The organism is Pseudomonadota bacterium, from assembly GCA_026388315.1.
In the GTDB taxonomy this organism is placed as follows: domain Bacteria; phylum Desulfobacterota; class Syntrophorhabdia; order Syntrophorhabdales; family Syntrophorhabdaceae; genus MWEV01.
The window spans coordinates 202932-222120 of the sequence record JAPLKA010000055.1; the positions used below are offsets into that span (position 1 = coordinate 202932).

The following is a 19189-nucleotide window of genomic DNA, read 5'->3' on the forward strand; positions in this document are numbered from 1 at the left end:
ATAGGAGTCATAGATAAGCTTACGACAATCTTTGGAGGACATATATACTATGGATACACAAGAAACTGAAAAAAACGACATTCCTAAAAGGGTTCATTTTGCCACATTGTTCAGACGCTGGTGGATTTTACTGTCAGCGGTTTGTATCCTTATCGTCGGGGTGTACGTGTTTATAATAAAGCCGGGCATGTCGCAATCAAATGCTGCCAAGAAAGGAATGAACGCTCAATTACGCAGCGTGCCGGTCACGACAGTGGCAGCGAAGAAAGGTGATATGGCCGTTTATCTCACCGGTTTAGGAACAGTTACTCCGCTCAGTACGGTGACGGTTAAAACCCGTGTGGATGGGCAACTGATGGAGGTTCTCTACAAGGAGGGCCAAATTGTCAACCGTGGAGATCTGCTGGCCGTAATCGATCCGCGGCCTTTTGAAGTGCAGTTGAGCCAGGCTGAAGGACAAATGGCGCGTGATCAGGCTTTCCTGAAAAATGCTCAAATCGATCTGCAGAGGTACCGGGCGCTCTGGCAGCAGGATTCAATCTCCAAACAACAACTCGACACGCAGGAGGCGCTGGTTCGACAGTATGAAGGCTCCGTCAAGGTTGACCAGGGGCTTATTGATAGTGCAAAACTGCAGTTGGTTTATTGCCGGATCACCTCACCGATCACGGGTCGTATCGGGCTTCGTCTTGTGGACCCGGGTAACATGGTCCGCGCGAGCGATACGAGTGGCCTCATTGTGATTACCCAGCTTCAGCCAATGACTGTTGTGTTTCCCATCCCTGAAGACAGCCTTCCGCAGGTGCTTCGCAGGTTCAAAACGGGCTCGCAATTGCCGGTAGAAGCCTATGATCGTGAACAAAAGGAAAGACTTGCCATGGGGTTCCTGCTGACCATTGATAACCAGATCGATACAAGCACGGGGACCGTTAAGCTTAAGGCAACCTTTCCGAACAAACAGAACGAGCTGTTTCCGAATCAGTTTGTGAATGCGCGACTGCTTGTCGACATCAGGCGGGGGGCCACTATTGTGCCCTCATCCGCTATACAGCGTGGTCCCCAGGGCACCTTTGTCTACGTGGTGAAGGAAGACCGGACAGTCACAGTGCGTCCGGTCAGCGTCAGTGAGATTCAGGGTGGCGAAGCCTCTATAAAAACAGGGGTTTTACCGGGCGAATCGGTTGTGATAGATGGCGCAGACAGACTCAGAGAAGGGGCGAAGGTAGAGCCAAAGCGCGGGGGTGCGGAAACTCCTCAAAAGGGGCGCTGATGAACCTTTCCCGCCTTTTCATCACCCGGCCCGTGGCGACAACACTGCTGATGGTCGCCATCTTTTTGAGCGGTGTTGTAGCATACAAGCAGCTATCGGTCTCTGCCCTGCCCCAGGTGGATTATCCGACCATTCAGGTGCGGACCTTTTACCCGGGCGGAAGCCCTGACGTCATGGCTTCATCTGTTACGGCCCCATTGGAGAGACAGTTCGGTCAAATGCCCGGCCTTACTCAGATGACCTCGACAAGTTCAAGCGGCAGCTCGATAATTACGCTCCAGTTCACTTTGGACTTAAGCCTTGACGTAGCCGAGCAGCAGGTCCAGGCGGCCATAAACGCCTCCTTCACTTATCTGCCGCGGGATCTTCCGATTCCGCCTGTGTACAGCAAAGTAAACCCCGCTGACGCCCCGATCCTGACGCTTGGTTTGACCTCTGAAACTATGCCCCTGACACAAGTGGAGGACCTTGCGGATACCCGTTTTGCGCAAAAAATATCTCAGCTCCCGGGGGTAGGGCTGGTGAGTATTAGCGGCGGGCAGAGGCCTGCCGTGCGGGTCCACGCCAATCCGGTAGCCCTGGCAGCGTATGGTCTGACCCTGGAAGACCTGAGGGCTGCTATTGCGACTGCCAATGTCAACCAGGCAAAAGGAAGCTTCGACGGCCCTCGCCTGTCCTACATTATCGGGGCCAACGATCAGATTTTTTCGAGTAAGGAATACCAGTCCCTGATCGTCGCCTATCGTAACGGGGCACCTGTGAAGCTGTCTGATGTGGCCGAGGCCGTTGATGATGCCGAAAACGTGAAGCAGGCGGCATGGATGAATGGCTCCCCCGCGGTTATTGTTAACATTCAGCGGCAACCGGGAGCAAACGTTATAGAGGTTGTTGATCAGATTAAGAAAGTTCTCCCGCAGCTCCAGAGCGCTCTGCCTCCGGCCGTAAAGGTTTCCGTGTTAACCGACCGTACCTCCACAATCCGGGCGTCGGTCCATGATGTCCAGTTCGAGATGATGCTTGCTGTGGTGCTTGTCATTCTGGTTATGTTTCTCTTCCTCCGTAACGTCGCTGCAACGATCATCCCCAGTGTGGCCGTGCCCCTGTCCCTCGTGGGAAGCTTCGGTGTCATGTATCTGCTCGGATTCAGTTTGAATAACCTTTCTTTGATGGCGCTTACTATTTCCACCGGTTTTGTGGTGGATGACGCGATTGTCATGATCGAGAATGTGGCCAGATATATTGAGGCAGGAGAACCTCCGCTACAGGCGGCCCTGAAAGGTTCCAAGCAGATAGGCTTTACCATCCTGTCCCTGACTGTGTCGCTCATCGCCGTGCTCATTCCGCTCCTGTTTATGGGTGATGTGGTGGGACGGCTGTTCCGTGAATTTGCAATTACCCTTGGTATTACGATAGTCATTTCTGCTGTCGTATCACTCACACTTACGCCCATGATGTGTGCAAAGCTGCTCAGGCACAAGACCGAGGCTCAGCAGGGAAGGTTCTACCGGTCGTCACAGAGGGTTTTCGACCGGGTGATTGGATTCTATGGAAGGACATTGACATGGGTGCTGAGACACCAGCGATCTACCCTCTGGGTGGCCGTGGGTACGCTGGTCTTTACGATTTTGTTGTTTTATTTTGTGCCCAAAGGTTTTTTTCCGGTCCAGGACACCGGGGTTATCCAGGGCATATCGGAAGCGCCACAATCCGTCTCCTTCGCGGCTATGGCCGACCGTCAGCAGGCCCTCGCCCGTGTGATCCTCAAGGATCCGGCAGTCGAAAGTCTGTCGTCTTTCATCGGCGTAGATGGAACGAACGTTACGCTCAACAGCGGACGAATTCTTATCAACCTTAAGCCTCTCTCAAAGAGGAAGGTGGATGCGAATGAGGTGATCCGGCGCCTCCAGCCGGAATTGGCGAAGATCGAAGGGGTCACGCTGTTCATGCAGTCGGTACAGGACCTTACTGTCGACGCACGGGTGGCCCGTACCCAGTATCAATATACCCTTGAGGACCCTGACATCGATGAGCTGAATGCATTGGCCCCCAAACTCGTCGATGCGCTTCGTACCCATCCCGAGCTTCGTGATGTGAGCAGTGATCAGCAGGACAAAGGACTGCAGCTCTCTGTTGAATTCGACCGCAGCACCGCCTCACGGTTGGGCATTACACCACAGATGATCGATGATGCCCTCTATGACGCATTCGGTCAGCGGCAGGTCTCCACCATCTTTACCCAGTTAAACCAGTACCGTGTCGTCCTGGCCGTTAAACCCGATTTTCAAAAAGGCCCGGAGGCGCTGCAATCCATCTATCTTCGCGGCATAAACGGCGGACAGGTACCTCTTGGGGCATTGATCAAAACCTCAGAGACCACAGGACCACTCGTCATCAGTCGCCAGGGTCAGTTTCCCGCTGCGACGATCTCTTTCAACCTGGCGCCCGGAGCAGCCCTCGGACATGCTGTAACGGCCATAGAATCCGCCGAGAAAAAGATGGACTTTCCGGCCAGCATCAGGGGCAGCTTCCAGGGGACTGCCCAGGCGTTCAGAGTCTCCCTTGAAAATGAACCGCTTTTAATCCTCGCGGCCCTTATCACGGTCTACATTGTCCTCGGGATACTTTATGAGAGTTACATCCACCCCATTACCATCCTGTCTACACTGCCCTCCGCGGGAGTGGGGGCGATTCTCGCGCTTATGGTCTGTCGCTCCGAGTTCAGTGTCATCGCCCTCATCGGCATCATCCTGCTTATAGGAATAGTGAAGAAGAATGGCATCATGATGGTGGACTTTGCCCTGGATGCCGAGCGCAAGGAAGGGAAGAGCCCTCAAGATGCGATTTATCAGGCTTCGCTCCTCAGGTTCCGTCCCATCATGATGACCACCATGGCAGCGCTCCTCGGTGCCCTGCCATTGGCCCTCGGAACGGGTGTGGGGTCTGAGCTTCGCCGGCCTCTTGGCATCACGATTGTCGGCGGTTTGATCATCAGTCAGATACTGACTCTTTACACAACGCCCGTCATTTATCTCGCCTTTGACCGCATGGCAAAGCGGGTAAGGCTGCGGCGGTCCAAAGGAGCGGAGAGAGAGGGGAGAGACCCGAACCATCCATGAATATCTCGGCGATTTTTATCCATAGACCTGTTGCGACCACTCTCATTACCCTCGGAATAGTGCTCTCCGGAGTGATTGCCTTTCAGATGCTGCCTATCGCTCCTTTGCCCCAGGTGGATTTTCCGACCATCCAGGTATCGGCGGGACTGCCGGGGGCAGACCCTGAGACTATGGCAACATCCGTTGCCGCGCCCCTTGAGCGCCAGTTCGGGCGTATAGCAGGTGTAACCGAAATGACATCCACCAGTTTCCGCGGTACGACAAACATCACGATGCAATTCGATCTGAACCGCAACATCGACGGTGCCGCTCGTGATGTACAGGCAGCAATCAATGCAGCCCGGGGATTCTTGCCGCCGAATCTTCCCAATAATCCGACATACCGTAAGGTCAACCCGGCCGATGCGCCCGTCCTCATCGTTGCCCTCCAATCCGATGTGATAGGCACGCCCCAACTGTATGACGTCGCATCGAGTATAATGCAGCAGAAACTGTCACAGGTAAAGGGTGTAGGTCAGGTATTTGTCGGAGGCAGCTCACTCCCGGCGGTCCGTGTGGAGCTAAATCCCACAGCACTGAACAAGTATGGGATTAGTATGGCGGACGTGCGCGGTGTGCTGGCCTCCACTAATGTAAATAAGCCGAAAGGGCAGGTGTCGGATGATACAAAAACATGGGAGATCCAGGCCAACGATCAGCTTCGACAGGCCGTTCAGTACCGGCAGGTGATCGTTGCCTATAGGGCCGGTGCGGCAGTACGGCTGCCGGACGTGGCTACTGTGGAGGATTCGGTGGAGGATGTGAATACTACGGGGCTCGTGAACGGTAAACCGTCTGTCATGGTAATTATCTTCCGTCAGCCGGGGGCAAACATTATCGAAACCGTGGATCGCGTTCGTGATCTGCTTCCTCAATTGGCAGCCGCCTTGCCGGGGAGCGTTAAGGTGTCGGTCGTCCAGGACCGCACACCGCCCATACGCGGTTCCCTTAAGGACGTTGAGAGGGCGCTCATCGTTTCTGCTGCCCTCGTAATTCTTGTGGTCTTCGGCTTCTTAAGGCACATCCGCTCCACCGTTATCCCTGCTGTTGCAGTAGGAGTGTCACTCATCGGTACATTCGGAATCATGTACCTCTGTGGCTATAATCTCGATAACCTCTCCCTTATGGCGCTCACTATCGCGACAGGATTTGTGGTGGACGACGCTATTGTTGTCCTCGAGAACATTACCCGCTATATGGAAAAGGGGCTGTCCCCCATGGAAGCCGCGTTGCGGGGGTCAAAGGAGATCGCTTTTACGGTCCTTTCCATGAGTATTTCCCTCGTTGCCGTATTCATCCCCATCCTCCTCATGGGCGGCATGGTGGGCCGTTTGTTCCGCGAGTTTGCTGTGACCCTTTCCGCCGCGATCATGGTCTCCCTTGTGGTCTCGCTCACCACAACACCTATGATGTGCGCCATGCTTCTTAAGCCTGAGAAAAGCTATGCTCACCACTGGCTCTACAGGACGAGTGAGAGTGTCTTTAACCGGATGCGGGATCGTTACGATGTGACGCTCAGGTGGGCGCTCCGCCACTCGCGCTTCATGCTTGGCGTAACAGTGGCCACGTTCATAGTCAATATCTGCCTCTTCCTCATTGTCCCGAAGGGTTTTTTCCCGGAAACGGATACCGGACGCATTCGAGGCACCATTCAGGCGGAACAGGATATATCCTTTCAGGCCATGAAGGCAAAACTGGCGGCTGTAGTAAACATCATCAAAGAAGACCCTGATGTGGAGTACGTGGCCGGCTTTACCGGCGGCGGCAGAGGCGGCAGCGCCGCGAATACCGCATCCATGTTTATTACACTAAAGCCCTTTGAACAACGAAAAAGCAGCTTAAGTGAGCTCATGTCAAGGCTCCGGAAGAAGCTTGCAGGACTGCCTGGGGCGCCTACCTATCTTCAGCCCGTACAGGACCTGCGTATCGGAGGACGAGGGGGCAGCGCCCTCTATCAGTATACACTCCAGGCCGGCGAAATCTCGGAACTCTATACATGGGGCCCGCGCATTGTCCAGAAAATGCGTACATTGCCTGAGCTTGTTGACGTGAGCAGTGACCAGCAGGTGAAGGGGCTGCAGGCCACGCTCGTAATCGACCGGGATACGGCCTCGCGGCTCGGGATTACTGCCGCAATGATAGATAATGCCCTCTACGACGCCTTCGGCCAGCGTCAGGTTTCTATCATCTACACGCTTTTGAACCAATACCGCGTGGTCATGGTCGTTGAACCCCGTTTCTGGCAAAGTCCGGATACACTTAAGGAAATTTACATAAAGTCTACCAATGGGGCAATGGTGCCTCTCAGCGCTTTTGTGAAGTTCGAACGGACTGCCACTTCTCTTGCCGTTCCTCACCAGGGACAGTTCCCTTCCGTCACGATCTCCTTCAATCTGGCGCCGAAGGTGCCCCTCGGGAACGCGGTAGCATCGATTGAACAAGCCGAACGGGAAATGGGATTCCCCTCCGGTATCCAGAGCAGCTTCTCGGGCACGGCCCAGGCGTTCAAGGACTCGGTTGCCAATCAACCGTTTCTGATCCTTGCGGCCCTCGTAACGGTCTACATTGTCCTCGGCATGCTCTATGAGAGCTATATCCATCCCATAACGATCCTGTCCACACTGCCTTCAGCAGGAGTGGGGGCGCTGCTCGCGCTGCTCATCTGCCGTACGGAAATGAGTCTCATCGCCCTCATCGGTCTCTTCTTGCTCATTGGTCTCGTGAAAAAGAACGGGATCATGATGGTCGACTTTGCCCTGGAAGCAGAGCGCAAGGAAGGAAAGGGGCCGGAGGATGCGATTTATGAGGCCTGTTTATTGCGGTTTCGTCCCATTATGATGACTACCATGGCGGCACTGCTGGGTGCCCTCCCTCTGGCCCTCGGAACAGGGGTAGGATCGGAACTCCGCCGTCCCCTGGGTATTACTATTGTCGGCGGGCTCGCGATCAGCCAGATGCTTACCCTCTACACGACGCCGGTGATGTATCTCTACCTTGACCGGTTCAGACTATGGTGCAAGGGCAGGCGTGGATGGTGCATGAAACAGATGAATTATGATACAACACCGGACCTGCATGGTCTGTGATAAATTGAGGTGATTGTAATGTTTGACTGGATAGCAGTATTAATCAAACGAACAAAAGGCAGATGTGAAAAAAGCATCCGACCGGGGCGGTTCTTACATCTTTTGATGATATTGAGACAGACGCGGAGGGGAGTGTACCGGCTTGTCATGCTGCTGATGGTTACAGGGATTCCCATGCTCCTGACAGCCTGTACGATGGGTCCAAATTATGTTAAGCCCACAGTAACCATTCCCGAAACCTACAAGGAGATGGACGGCTGGAAGGTGGCACAGCCGAAGGACGAGATTATCCGGGGTCCCTGGTGGGAGGTATTTAATGATCCCCAACTGAACGAACTCGAAGGACAGGTCGATATTGCCAATCAGAACATTGCAATTGCCGAAGCACAGTTCAGACAAGCGAGCGCCCTGGTTCTGGCAGCCCGGGCAGCCTATTTCCCTCTGGCTACTGCAGGAGCCTCCGCGAACCGGGCCAGCGGGTCCTCAAATCTTGGTAGGGAGGGGCTTGCGACCCCGACGAATGTCACCACGACCTATTTGTTGACTGGCAACGTGTCCTGGGAGGCAGATATATGGGGCCGGATACGCCGTACTGTTGAGGCGGCCCGCGCGAGCGCCCAGGCGAGCGCTGCAGACTTGGAATCAGTGCGTCTTAGTGTCAAGGCTGCCCTTGCAGAGAACTACTTCCTGCTCCGTACCCTGGATCGCCAGAAGCAGCTTTTTGATGCAACAGTGGAAGCCTACCGCAGATCCCTTGAGTTGACGACCAACCAGTATTCAAGCGGAGTGGTCTCCAGGGGCGATGTACTCCAGGCGGAGACACAGCTTAAATCCGCTCAGGCCCAGGCAATTGACGTGGGAGTCTTACGTGCCCAGTATGAACATGCTATTGCAGCGCTTGTGGGAAAGCCGCCGTCGCAGTTCTCGCTACCTCCGGCACCGCTTAATGCGGTCCCGCCCGCTGCACCTGCAAGTATCCCTTCGGAACTCCTTGAGCGCAGACCCGATATTGCCGCTGCTGAGCGGCGCATGGCGGCGGCAAACGCACAGATCGGAGTGGCGAAGGCGGCGTATTTTCCTACGGTGATCTTGAGTGCATCAGGAGGATACGAGAGTATTGACGTATCAAACTGGCTCACCTGGCCGAGCCGCTTCTGGGCTGTCGGTCCTGCCATCTCCCAGATCCTCTTTGACGGTGGGTTGCGGCGGGCGATGACGGACCAGGCACGGGCAGCCTACGATGCGGCCGTGGCATCCTATCGTCAAACTGTGCTTATCGGTTTTAAGGAGGTAGAGGACAATGTGGCAGCACTTAGAATACTTGAGGAAGAGTCCCGGGCACAGGACGAGGCGGTAAAAGCGGCCCGGAAATCCGTGGAGTTTGCCCTTAACCAGTATAAACAGGGTACCGCGAGCTACCTCACGGTTAACGTGGCGCAGGCCGCTGCCCTGAACAACGAAAGGACGGCAGTGAATATCCTCGCTCGCCGGATGACTGCCAGCGTTCTTCTCATCAAAGCCCTCGGCGGAGGCTGGGAAAGGAATGGTGAAGAAGAGGTTTTCCAGTCTCGTTGATAGAAACGTAGAAAAAGGTCTGTGGGGGATTGTATTGCCCCCTCGGTCTCGTGCTCCACAGAGAGAAAAGCACCTCTTCAACCCTTTCCGGGAGGGGAAATCACAGTCCACCGAGAATCAGAAGAAAGAAGATGCCGATATATGTGAAGTGCTGAATAACCGTACCGGGTTCAACCATGCTGTCATACGAAAGGCTGCTCTTTTGTCAGAACTTTACCCGTTTGTAGAAGAACCTTTTTGCCACCTCTGCTGAAATGATATAGAGCATGACAATAAGAAGGAGCGTCAAAAGGTATGGGAGTGGTATCGGTGCAAATCCTAAGAGTGTTCCGATAGGGGTATAAGGGAAAAGGATTGTAACTACAGCGACGAGGAGAGTGGCTGTCAGCAAAGCCTTGCCCGGCTTGCTTTTCAGGAAAGGTCCCCTGGTTCGGACGACCAGCACGATCATTGATGCAGAGATAACAGATTCTATGAACCAGCCAGTCCTGAATTCTTCGACCGATGCATGGAGGATGAGAAGAAGGACACCGAAGGTCAGATAGTCGAAAACCGAGCTAAGTAAACCGAAAACAAGCATAAAGTTGCGGATGAACTTGATGTTCCATCTCCGGGGCTGACTGAGCATCTCCTGATCAACGCTGTCAGTGGCGATTGCCATCTCGGGAAAGTCGGTCAATAGGTTCGTAAATAGAATTTGTTTCGGAAGGAGAGGAAGGAAGGAAAGAAAGAGTGAGGCCCCTGCCATGCTGAACATGTTGCCGAAGTTGGCGCTTGTGGCCATGAAGACATACTTGAGGGTATTTGCGAAGGTTTTCCTGCCCTCCAGCACACCGTTTGCCAGGACACGGAGGTCCTTTTCAAGAAGTACGATATCAGCCACCTCCTTGGCCACATCCACCGCGCTGTTTACCGAAATCCCTACATCTGCGGCATGTAAGGCGGATGCGTCATTGATACCGTCTCCCATGTATCCGACCACATTTCCCGATTTCCTCAGGGCAAGGATGATACGCTCTTTTTGATTCGGCTCAATCTCAGCGAAGATATCCACGTTGTTGACCCTCTTCATCAGAGCTTCATCACTCATCTCACGAATACTGGCACCGTTTAGTATACTACGGTTCGGGAAGCTCATACGCTCAGTCATACTGGCGGCGACAAGCTCGCTATCTCCGGTGATGACCTTCAGCGTGACACCCGATTCCTTGAGGGTTTTAATAATTTCGATGATGCCCTCCTTGAGGGGGTCAAAGAAGACGAGGAAACCGAGAAAGGTCATATGGACCTCATCGCCTTTTGTCATGAAAAATTGAGAACCCATGTCCTTGTATGCGAGACCCAGGGTCCTGAAACCCTTGTTGCTCAAATCGGTGAACTGCTGATTGATTTTCTCCTGAAACGCCCCTATGTCAGTAACCTGCCCACCTGGCATTTCGACGGTCGAACACACAGCGAGCACGTTTGAAAGGGCACCTTTTGTTACTATGAGATGGGTATTGTCCTTCGCCACAAGTATGGTCAGACGTTTGCGGATAAAGTCGTAGGGCACTTCGTCAAGCTTGCTCACACGCGAGAGGTCGAACTGTCGGTGCTGGCGGATTGCCTCATCAAGAGGGTTTGTAAAGCCTGTTTCGTAGGAGGCATTGATGTAGGCGTAGAGAAGGGTTTTTTCGCTTTCCTGGCCCTCTGTGTCGAGGACGGAGTGCAACTGCACCAGGCCCTCGGTCAAGGTACCCGTTTTATCGGAACAGAGGACATTCATGCTTCCGAAGTTTTCGATCGATGCAAGCCGCTTTACGATAACCTTCTGGTCAGCCATCCGTTTCGCCCCATGGGCAAGGTTGATGCTGATAATGGCCGGCAGAAGCTGAGGTGTAAGCCCTACCGCCAGGGCAAGGGAAAAGAGGAACGACTCCAGTACCGGCCGGTGGAAATATACGTTGATGGCGAAGATCGCTATGATGAGTATCAGGGTGACCTCTAACAGGAGGTAGCCAAAACGACTGACGCCACGTTCAAACTCCGTCTCAGGCGGCCTGAATTTAAGCTGTTCAGAGACCTTGCCAAACTCTGTATCCTTCCCGGTATGTACAACAACTGCCTTCCCATCGCCGCTTACGACGTGGGTGCCCATGAAAAGTATGTTTGTTCTTTGGCTGAGAGAGGTTGCCTCGTTAAGTATCCCTGCTTCCTTGTCCACCGGGAAGGTCTCCCCGGTCAGTGTTGCCTCATCAACAAAGAGGTTCTTGGATTCAAGGATCAGGCAGTCGCCGGGGATGATGTCTCCAGCGTTCAACATGACAATATCGCCGGAAACTATTTCCTCAACCGGTACCTCCTTGAAATCTCCATCACGAAGTGTCGTTGCCTTGACCTGGACAATGGAAAGTAATTTCTGAACTGCATTGACAGCCCCACGTTCCTGCCAGAAACCGAGTAAGCCGCTAACCAGGACTATTGCCAGTATGATCAGTGCATCGGTGACGTCACGGAGTACAAAAGAGAGCCCTGTTGCAAAAAGTAATATGATAATGATCGGGCTTTTGAACTGTGCGATGAGAAGAGCGAGTGAATCATTTCGCTTCTTTGGTTTAAGGGTATTATAGCCGTAGACACGAAGCCGTTTTTGTGCCTCGGTCAGGGTCAAGCCGTCAAGTGTTGTTTGAAGGCGGGTAAGCAAGGTATTTGGGGACAGCGCCCAAAAGGCGTGCAATCCATTTGTTGCTTTGATCATACGTAAATCATTATAGTTTCTCCACATCTTTTATGCAATGGTTTGTATAGCGTGCCAATCACTGTAATCGTAATTTAACTTGTTTTTTTACTTTGCTGCATCAGGCAGCGTGCCTTTTCACCCATGCGACATACCTGTCCATCCAGTTCTGCAAGAATTGCTTGCTGTCTGCACCGATATTACCGGCCTCGTCAAACAACCCATCCTTTACCTGGATGAATGCTTCGGGTTGGCCAAGCGTCGGTACGTCCAGATACGCGAGAACGTTGCGCAAATGCTGTTGTGCCATGGCCGTGCCGATGACACCGATAGAAGCGCCCAAAACACCAGCCGGCTTCCCAGCCCATGCGCTCTGGCCATAAGGACGCGAAGCGTGGTCGATTGCGTTCTTGAGCACACCAGGTATCGAACGGTTGTATTCGGGCGTAACGAACAGAAGGCCCTGGGCGGCCTTGATTTCGATCTTCAGCCGTTTGACGGACTCGGCCTGGTTCGCATCGTCGTCCTGGTCGTAGAGCGGCAAGTCGCCGATTTGTACCTGCTTGAACGAGAACTCCGAGGGCGCCAACTTTACAATGGCGTTAGCCAGCTTGCGGTTGAATGAATCCTGACGAAGGCTGCCTACGATAACGGCAATTTGGTATTTGCTCATGATGATCTCCTTTTAAAGGTTATAGATGTTAGATTTCCTTCAGTATCCTATTTTCCCCGGGGCGGCACCATCTCCCCGCTTTCGTATGCCATCGAGGTGTCCGGAAGATTTCCCCAACTCGGCAGGTGCTCCCTGAATATCATTGGAAAAGTAATATGCTCCTTTTCATAATTCTCCTGCAATTTTATCTAATTTACAAGTCAAAATACTATTACAGAATTACTTATTCCCCCCCATCCCATTGTCCCGCCTTCGGCAGGATTAAATCGTACGGGATATATCGATTGCGAATATCGGCAGTGATTCAGTGAATAGTGAACAGTTAAAGGCATTTTATCAAGCTCACTGTCATCCCCCCGTTCGGGGACAGGAGTCTTTTGCCATATTTTAAAATCCTTGAAATTTTAATCTTATCTTCCACAACCTGACTCCTGCTTCAGCCCACGTAGGCTAAAGTCTGCGACTACTATTCACTATTCACTGTTTCTAAGATCGGGGCAATCGAGGTTGGCAGCGAAGAGATGCCCTTGTGAAACAGGGAGATTTTCCTGCCGAATAGCAGCCTGAATTTCAGGAGGAAGTTTTAAAAGTGAAATTGTGCGAGACATTGTCCGTATTGACTTTCCGGAGATATCAGCGATGACGGACAATGTGTCCGTCACTTCCTTCAATACGGAGTCGGGCTTGAGGTTGTAATTCATTAACTCGTTCATAACTCCGGCCACATCGTAGTTTTTATCAGGTAATTTTACCTGAACATATGCCAATATCCCTTTGGCCTGATCCATGGAAGGATGCCCGTTGAGCATAGAGCGTAAAGAAACCGTTCAATGTTTTATGCTCAACGTTGAACCTTATATTTGCTTATGGTTTAGCAGAAAGAAATGGCGCAAAAAGGTTGCCGCTTACCAGGTGCGGCTCAGTCTGATACCTTGATATTTCTGATCGCCTTCTGCCTGAATGTTCCAACCCTTGTATGGCCGGGTAAAAAGATAGCTGCTCGCGATGCCGATAGCTGCCCCGGCCAACACATCGTGCGTGTAATGGTCTTTTGCCTCAACCCTGCTCACGGCGACAAAGGTTGCAGCAGCATATGCCGGTATGCCGTATCCCCAGCCATAACGTTTGCGCAAGAACTCAGCCGATGAGAAGGAAAGCGAGGTATGCGCCGAAGGAAAGGAATGACTGTCTCCGTTGGGGGCAGATTCAGTTACCGTGTATTTCAAACCGTAGGTAATGGCGGCTGTGAGCGCCACCGACTCCACCAGTTGCAGCGCGCCTTGGCCATCCTTAAAACCGGCGGTTAATCCCGCCGCAGTGGCCGGTAAAAGAAGGGTGAGAACCTCGCCGGCCGCCTCAATGCTGTTGCCCGAGTGAACGCCGGTGCCGGTTACGAGACAGAATAGCATTCCAATTACCAGAGCCCTTAACCCGATCATTTTACCCCCATTGACCCAAAATTTAGTATTACCCAGACTATCATAGAAGACCCCCGGATGAAAAGTGAAATCACGAATTCTGTCTCAAGTAAAAGGACCGCCACATCCGGATTTGCTGTGGTCAGGGCACTATCCTGCATGCCGTTGTTAGTTGTAATTTTTCTTTTCTTAATTGTTTTTCCTGGTTTTTCTGTACTCCTCCAGGACCTGCTTCATCCACTCGTCACAACGTGATTCTTTTCCTTCCTCCGTCCTGATCAGGTATGGTTTACCTGTCTGAACGCTCTCAGTGGCAGCAAGCCGGATAAAATCTTCGGGGGTTACGATCTTATCCTTGAAATACTGACGCTTGGTATTCATGTGATATGATGCCTGTTTGCCAGTGTAGGATTGACCGTTCCGAATAAAGGTATAATCGGATTTGGCAACGAAAGCCAGCAGATAAGCAATTGTCTCGTCTGTATTTTTCTGAGGTCTCATATCTTCGGCAAGGACCATAGTCGCAGCAAGAACAATTGCGATGGCAATAATAATGAAGTTTCTGTTCATATTTTATCCTGTGCTAATCAAAATCGGCCGGTGCTGATACAATTATTTTATACCAAATATCACAAATGTTATTGTGAAATCAACCTGGACACGAAAAAAATGTATGCCTTCATCCGGGTAACGTTCTCGTCAGCTTTTTTATGCTATACTATCGGCGAAAGAGAAAACCCTCAGCTAAAAAGGAAAACAGCTATGACCGATAAAAAGAATGATATGCTAAAATATTTGATACTGCTTTTAATTGTAGCGATCCCGCTCTTTTCTCTGGGTATTTCCAACCACGGACTCTGGACAGCCGATGAGCCGAGGGTTGCGGAGATTGGCCGGGAAATGGCAGAAACAGGCAACTGGGCCGTTCCGACGTTGAACCGGAAGCCCTTTCTTGAAGAGCCTCCTCTCTACTATGGAACTCTGGCGCTCACTTTCAAGGCCTTCGGGGTTTCCGATAAAGTGGTGCGAATCCCATCCGCCGTCTTCGCTTTCACATCTGTTCTCGTTATTTTCTTCACGGCAAATCTCCTCTTTGGTTCGAGGGTTGCCCTCCTCTCCGGACTTATCCTTGCCACAACCGGGGAATACTTCCGGGTAGCCCATTGGGTCATAGTAGATGGCGCTCTTACATTCTTTGTTATGTGCGCCATGGGTCTTTTTATTGCAGGATATCTTTCCGGGAGTAACAGGAGGAAGCTTCTCTGTTACGTCCTCCTCTATGTGTCATGTACATTTGCCTTCTACACGAAAGGATTCATCGGCATCGTCATACCCGGACTGACCATCCTCGTCTTTCTGGCAGTAGAAAGAAATCTCAGGGAACTTTTTAAGATGCGGCTGTGGCTTGGTGTCCTTATTTTCATTATTATGACCCTTCCCTGGTTTGTTGCTCTCTGGCAGCAGGCCGGTATGGAACATCTCAAGGTCTTCTTCGTGCATAACCATCTGCAGCGGTTCCTTCCTGCCGGCATGGCCGGGAGCATTTCCGGAAGTGTATCGGGGCACCACAGCCCTTTCTACTACTACCTCACAGGGTTTCCGACCGGTTTTCTCCCCTGGAGTATCCTGCTTGTGCCGGTTTTTTATTATGCCTTTTCAAAACCCGGTCAATTAAATACTGCCAATGCTGCATCGCAAAAAGGCCGTCTATTCGCGAAATGCTGGTTCCTTTCAGGCATCATCTTTCTGAGTATTGCGTCGACGAAACGGACGCTTTATCTCATGCCTATCTTCACGCCTATGGCCATGCTCACCGCAGCCTATATCAATTCCACTATGACACCCCAGGGGCTGAACAGGGTCGGAAAGGTCTTCCTCTGGGCTTTTGATGTGTTTTTACTTATCATAGGCCTTGCTCTGATGCCCGCCTATTTCTCTATGAAGAAGGTGTTCCTCACCGGTGTCTCCGGTAATTTCTTCGCTGCGGTCCTTGTTGTTTCCATACTTGTCACGGCAATCTCTCTTGCAGGGGTCTGGTGCCTTTACCGTGGGAATCTCAAAAAATACTGGATTTCAATCAATCTCTCGATCATTATTGTGCTGCTCTTTGCCCTGATAGCCATAGTTCCCATCCTGGATGGTCACAAGAGCTTCGTTCCTTTCTCCCGTCAGGTCATGGCTACCGTACCAGCCGATCAGCCGCTTTATGCCTATCAGCCCGATGAAACCTTGCGGGGCGCTGTACCTTTCTACACAGGGCGTTACGTCATTGAAATTGAGGAACTCGGGAATGATCTTCTCAAAAAAGAAGAACCTTTCTTTATCATGATCAGGGATAAGAAAGACGAAATGGAAAAGAAATTATTGTCCACAGGCAAGTTCTCTGTTCTGGTGAAGCAAGAGATGGGAACAGACCGGACACTCGTGCTTCTCTCAAACAAACAATACAGAAAACCGTAAGAATTGGTGACCCTTATCCTTTAAAGAATTAAGAGTAACACCCCATAACGAACTATGGAGGAAAAACATATTTAACTAACCGATCTTACAGAACAAAACAGACTTTATTACGTATAGCGCGATAAAACTCCCTTGGCACAAGAAACGAGAGAAACCAGAGAAACTATCTACGTTGTTACTGCTGAGTAAAACTTAAAGCTGTCCCGCCCCATATTTTTCACAAAAAACATGGCGATGTCTGCGTTTTTTACAAGCTCCTCGCAAGTCTCACCATCTTCAGGGAATATTGAAATGCCAATACTGGCCGTAATGGAAAGCTCATATCCATCAATAGATAAAGGGGAATGGAATGCCTGAAGAAGTTTCTCTGCAACCTGGGCAGCATTTTCTTTTCTGATAATGCCCGGTAACAATATAACGTATTCGTCATCGCCAAAACGTCCAATGGTATCGCCTTTTCGCAGATACTTTGTTAATATTTTGCCTGTTTCCTTCAGGAGGAGATCCCCCACATTATACCCGAATTTGTAATTAACGTCTTTAAAGGCATCGAGATCAAAAAAGAGCACTGCAAGCCTTTCTCTGTTGCGCTGGGCATGGATAAGGGCTAAAGCGAGACGGTCACTAAACAGGATACGATTGGGAAAACCTGTAAGAAGATCGTGGGTTGTCTTATGCGCAAGTTCCGTCTCGTGTTTTTTCCAGCGTAAAATGTCTTTGATCGTCAGGACAGAGTAGGCAATTGATTTTTTATCGTCTTCTACGGTCTTTACATTGATTTCGCAATGGAAGGATGATTTGTCCTTTTTCGATAATTCCCATTCAAATATGAGTGGTTTTCTTACTTGTACCGCATGGTGAAGTTTTTTGAGAAATGATCTGTAGCTTTCTCCGGAAGTGTGTATGATAGAGAGGGTTTTGCCGATGACATCTTTGCGTTTTTTAAAATTGAATATATTTAAAAAGGCCTGGTTGCAGTAAATGATCGTTTCTGAACTGTCGCAAAGGATGAGCGCCGCTGTGCTGTTTTCGCATAGCAATTCCGTATAAAAATTGTTGTTTTGGTCTTCTGCGATGGCCCTTGCCATTGTTCCCCCTCCCTTTGTCAGCGATTGCCCCGCAACGTACTGCGGGGTAGTTCGTTTCTTCTGCATATTGTGCTACCCATATTCTTTAAAATAACTCTAATAACATAAAATTGCAATAAAATTAGATGCTTAAAACTTTATTGATATTCCGCCGGTAAAGGTAAGGTCATATCCCGGATCATTCAAGTTGCGCTTTACGCCCAGATTGAGATCAATTCTGTCTGAAAGTGAGTAAACGAAACCACCCAGAAGAAAAACAGGATCGATGCAGGAGTCTGTGTCAGGGCTTGTGTCAACCCCGATATTTCCTACAATTTTGAATTTTTTAGTGATCTTCCATTCCCCTGCAAAGGATGCGTGCAACAGGTTCTCTCTCGCATCATACATGGCCTCATTTCTCAAATAGCCAAGATTCAAATGAAATGCAGCATGTTTGAACTCTTTCGTGCCGATGAAATAGAGCCTGTATCGCACCTCTCCGGTTCCAAGCCTCACGTCCCCGCCGCCAAAACCTTTTGTATAATCACCGGTGGGAATAAAAATGCCCGGTTTAATTGCAAGGCTCAGACCATTTTTATCTTCGTAGAAGCGCCATTTCAATTCTATCAAAGTGTCAGTGATACCCTCCGGTGAGCTTGTATTTCCTAAATTATCAATCTGGAAGTTCTGATACCCTGAAGAGACGGTAAGGTCGATATTGTCTTTAATCCCGTAATCTAATTCCACCGTTATTGATTTTTTGTTTACAGTTACACCTTCATCATCGTCATGGGAATATTCTCCGCTCAGTTCAAGCAGGTATTTTCCTGTCCCCTGTGTGCTTGTATCATCGGTAATCAAAGGCCGTCCGGCAAAGGCGGTTCCGGAGAACGTGAGAATGGTCAGAAGCATAATGAGTATACTAACCGGCATCTTGCCTTTATTAAGCCTTTATGAGCAGTTTTTTGTCAAACTGTTTTTTCTTTTTTCAAAACTCTTTTTCTTGATTAAACAACGCTGAAACTTTATATTAAGCAGTGAATAGTGAATAGTGAATAGTGAATAGTGAATAGTGAATAGTGAATAGTGAATAGTAGATAGTGAATAGTGAATAGTAGATAGTGAATAGTGAAAAAGGCAGAAAACATGAAATGTTGTGAATGGCAAATAGGTTTTTGACTAACGACTATTCACTATTCACTGCAGTTAAGATACGAGTAACGGGAGTTGAAGATATGGCTGTGATCAAAAGTGCGATAGAACTGGCAATGGAGAGAACAAGAAACCTCGTTCTGGGGGAAGAAGAAAAGAGGGCCTTGGCTGAAAAGGAGATAGAAGGTAAGGTGAGGGCGGCGGTCCGGCGGTATCTTGAAGGCATGACGGAGATTGATGGCGTCACAAAAGAACTCGATGGCATTAACGCAGATAAGAACCTCAAGAGATCGGTATTTATAGATTTATTCATCGATGAGTTTGATATTAAAGAGAAGAACGGACGACTGCTTGAGCTATTCGACATTGTCTGTAGTGACCTCGAGGAGCCTTTAAAGCGTGAATTTGAGATGCTGCAGAAGAGATTTGCCGAGCAGATGGAACGGAAGGAGATGCTAATCCGGAAAGAAATAATGGAACACCTTAATGAGAACAGTGTTTCCGGCGATGGATTGGAGCCGAACACAGAGGTGTGGGATGAATGGAAAGCGGGCATGGAAGAGGTAAGGGATGTTTTTAAAGGTCGTTTTGCTGAGTGGAAAGAGAAGCTGGTTTAA

14 protein-coding genes are annotated in these 19189 nt (G+C 50.4%); 7 read left to right on the forward strand and 7 right to left on the reverse strand.

The genetic code is table 11. The features are described 5' to 3' along the window. Nucleotides 1–31: 31 nt before the first annotated feature. From NTX75_08550 to NTX75_08570, 5 genes are all read left to right on the forward strand, one after another. The gene (locus NTX75_08550; GenBank protein MCX5816276.1) at nucleotides 32–1270 is read left to right on the forward strand and encodes an MdtA/MuxA family multidrug efflux RND transporter periplasmic adaptor subunit; all 1239 of its coding nucleotides are present in this window, start codon (nucleotides 32–34) and stop codon (nucleotides 1268–1270) included. Further along, on the forward strand, nucleotides 1270–4386 hold the full coding sequence (locus NTX75_08555; GenBank protein MCX5816277.1) for an MdtB/MuxB family multidrug efflux RND transporter permease subunit: 3117 nt from the start codon (nucleotides 1270–1272) through the stop codon (nucleotides 4384–4386). Before NTX75_08550 ends, NTX75_08555 begins: the two co-directional genes overlap by 1 nt. Beyond that, the gene (locus tag NTX75_08560) at nucleotides 4383–7511 is read left to right on the forward strand and encodes a multidrug efflux RND transporter permease subunit (GenBank protein MCX5816278.1); all 3129 of its coding nucleotides are present in this window, start codon (nucleotides 4383–4385) and stop codon (nucleotides 7509–7511) included. The genes NTX75_08555 and NTX75_08560 overlap by 4 nt, the downstream gene beginning before the upstream one ends. A gap of 174 nt (nucleotides 7512–7685) precedes the next feature. Then, nucleotides 7686–9086, forward strand: a complete 1401-nt coding sequence (locus NTX75_08565) for an efflux transporter outer membrane subunit (GenBank protein ID MCX5816279.1) — start codon at nucleotides 7686–7688, stop codon at nucleotides 9084–9086. Further along, nucleotides 9055–9339 carry a hypothetical protein gene (locus tag NTX75_08570; protein MCX5816280.1) on the forward strand — a complete coding sequence of 95 codons (285 nt, stop codon included), beginning with the start codon at nucleotides 9055–9057 and terminating at the stop codon, nucleotides 9337–9339. The genes NTX75_08565 and NTX75_08570 overlap by 32 nt, the downstream gene beginning before the upstream one ends. Here the strand turns inward: NTX75_08570 and mgtA are convergent. The 5 genes from mgtA to NTX75_08595 all read right to left on the reverse strand — a co-directional run bounded on the left by mgtA (nucleotide 9292) and on the right by NTX75_08595 (nucleotide 14463). Next, nucleotides 9292–11823: a magnesium-translocating P-type ATPase gene (gene mgtA, locus NTX75_08575; GenBank protein ID MCX5816281.1), complete on the reverse strand. Its 2532-nt coding sequence runs from the start codon at nucleotides 11821–11823 to the stop codon at nucleotides 9292–9294. The two genes, NTX75_08570 and mgtA, sit on opposite strands and share 48 nt — an antisense overlap. A 100-nt stretch (nucleotides 11824–11923) precedes the next feature. After that, nucleotides 11924–12475 carry an NAD(P)H-dependent oxidoreductase gene (locus tag NTX75_08580; GenBank protein MCX5816282.1) on the reverse strand — a complete coding sequence of 184 codons (552 nt, stop codon included), beginning with the start codon at nucleotides 12473–12475 and terminating at the stop codon, nucleotides 11924–11926. A 473-nt stretch (nucleotides 12476–12948) separates the two neighbouring features. Next, on the reverse strand, nucleotides 12949–13263 hold the full coding sequence (locus NTX75_08585) for a hypothetical protein (protein MCX5816283.1): 315 nt from the start codon (nucleotides 13261–13263) through the stop codon (nucleotides 12949–12951). 117 nt (nucleotides 13264–13380) lie between these two features. Beyond that, complete coding sequence (locus NTX75_08590; GenBank protein ID MCX5816284.1) at nucleotides 13381–13914, reverse strand: phosphatase PAP2 family protein; 534 nt, start codon at nucleotides 13912–13914, stop codon at nucleotides 13381–13383. 168 nt (nucleotides 13915–14082) lie between these two features. Further along, nucleotides 14083–14463, reverse strand: a complete 381-nt coding sequence (locus NTX75_08595) for a DUF5329 family protein (protein ID MCX5816285.1) — start codon at nucleotides 14461–14463, stop codon at nucleotides 14083–14085. 192 nt (nucleotides 14464–14655) lie between these two features. Here NTX75_08595 and NTX75_08600 point away from each other — a divergent pair, with 192 nt between their 5' ends. Then, the gene (locus NTX75_08600) at nucleotides 14656–16353 is read left to right on the forward strand and encodes a glycosyltransferase family 39 protein (GenBank protein MCX5816286.1); all 1698 of its coding nucleotides are present in this window, start codon (nucleotides 14656–14658) and stop codon (nucleotides 16351–16353) included. Nucleotides 16354–16520: 167 nt separating this feature from the next. Here NTX75_08600 and NTX75_08605 read toward each other — a convergent pair whose 3' ends face one another. Both NTX75_08605 and NTX75_08610 read right to left on the reverse strand, forming a co-directional pair. Then, a complete protein-coding gene (locus NTX75_08605) occupies nucleotides 16521–17441 on the reverse strand; it encodes a sensor domain-containing diguanylate cyclase (GenBank protein MCX5816287.1) in 921 nt (306 codons plus the stop codon). 129 nt (nucleotides 17442–17570) lie between these two features. Beyond that, a complete protein-coding gene (locus NTX75_08610; protein MCX5816288.1) occupies nucleotides 17571–18353 on the reverse strand; it encodes a transporter in 783 nt (260 codons plus the stop codon). Nucleotides 18354–18655: 302 nt separating this feature from the next. Here NTX75_08610 and NTX75_08615 point away from each other — a divergent pair, with 302 nt between their 5' ends. Then, a complete protein-coding gene (locus NTX75_08615; protein MCX5816289.1) occupies nucleotides 18656–19189 on the forward strand; it encodes a hypothetical protein in 534 nt (177 codons plus the stop codon).

What these genes read in the sequence shown, in the direction of transcription:
- NTX75_08610 (MCX5816288.1), bottom strand. Translation starts at nt 18,353, where the DNA reads ATGCCGGTTAGTATACTCATTATGCTTCTGACCATTCTCACGTTCTCC.
- mgtA (MCX5816281.1), bottom strand. Translation starts at nt 11,823, where the DNA reads ATGATCAAAGCAACAAATGGATTGCACGCCTTTTGGGCGCTGTCCCCA.
- NTX75_08605 (MCX5816287.1), bottom strand. Translation starts at nt 17,441, where the DNA reads ATGGCAAGGGCCATCGCAGAAGACCAAAACAACAATTTTTATACGGAA.
- NTX75_08600 (MCX5816286.1), top strand. Translation starts at nt 14,656, where the DNA reads ATGACCGATAAAAAGAATGATATGCTAAAATATTTGATACTGCTTTTA.
- NTX75_08565 (MCX5816279.1), top strand. Translation starts at nt 7,686, where the DNA reads ATGCTCCTGACAGCCTGTACGATGGGTCCAAATTATGTTAAGCCCACA.
- NTX75_08590 (MCX5816284.1), bottom strand. Translation starts at nt 13,914, where the DNA reads ATGATCGGGTTAAGGGCTCTGGTAATTGGAATGCTATTCTGTCTCGTA.
- NTX75_08555 (MCX5816277.1), top strand. Translation starts at nt 1,270, where the DNA reads ATGAACCTTTCCCGCCTTTTCATCACCCGGCCCGTGGCGACAACACTG.
- NTX75_08595 (MCX5816285.1), bottom strand. Translation starts at nt 14,463, where the DNA reads ATGAACAGAAACTTCATTATTATTGCCATCGCAATTGTTCTTGCTGCG.
- NTX75_08580 (MCX5816282.1), bottom strand. Translation starts at nt 12,475, where the DNA reads ATGAGCAAATACCAAATTGCCGTTATCGTAGGCAGCCTTCGTCAGGAT.
- NTX75_08615 (MCX5816289.1), top strand. Translation starts at nt 18,656, where the DNA reads ATGGCTGTGATCAAAAGTGCGATAGAACTGGCAATGGAGAGAACAAGA.
- NTX75_08585 (MCX5816283.1), bottom strand. Translation starts at nt 13,263, where the DNA reads ATGGATCAGGCCAAAGGGATATTGGCATATGTTCAGGTAAAATTACCT.
- NTX75_08570 (MCX5816280.1), top strand. Translation starts at nt 9,055, where the DNA reads ATGGTGAAGAAGAGGTTTTCCAGTCTCGTTGATAGAAACGTAGAAAAA.
- NTX75_08560 (MCX5816278.1), top strand. Translation starts at nt 4,383, where the DNA reads ATGAATATCTCGGCGATTTTTATCCATAGACCTGTTGCGACCACTCTC.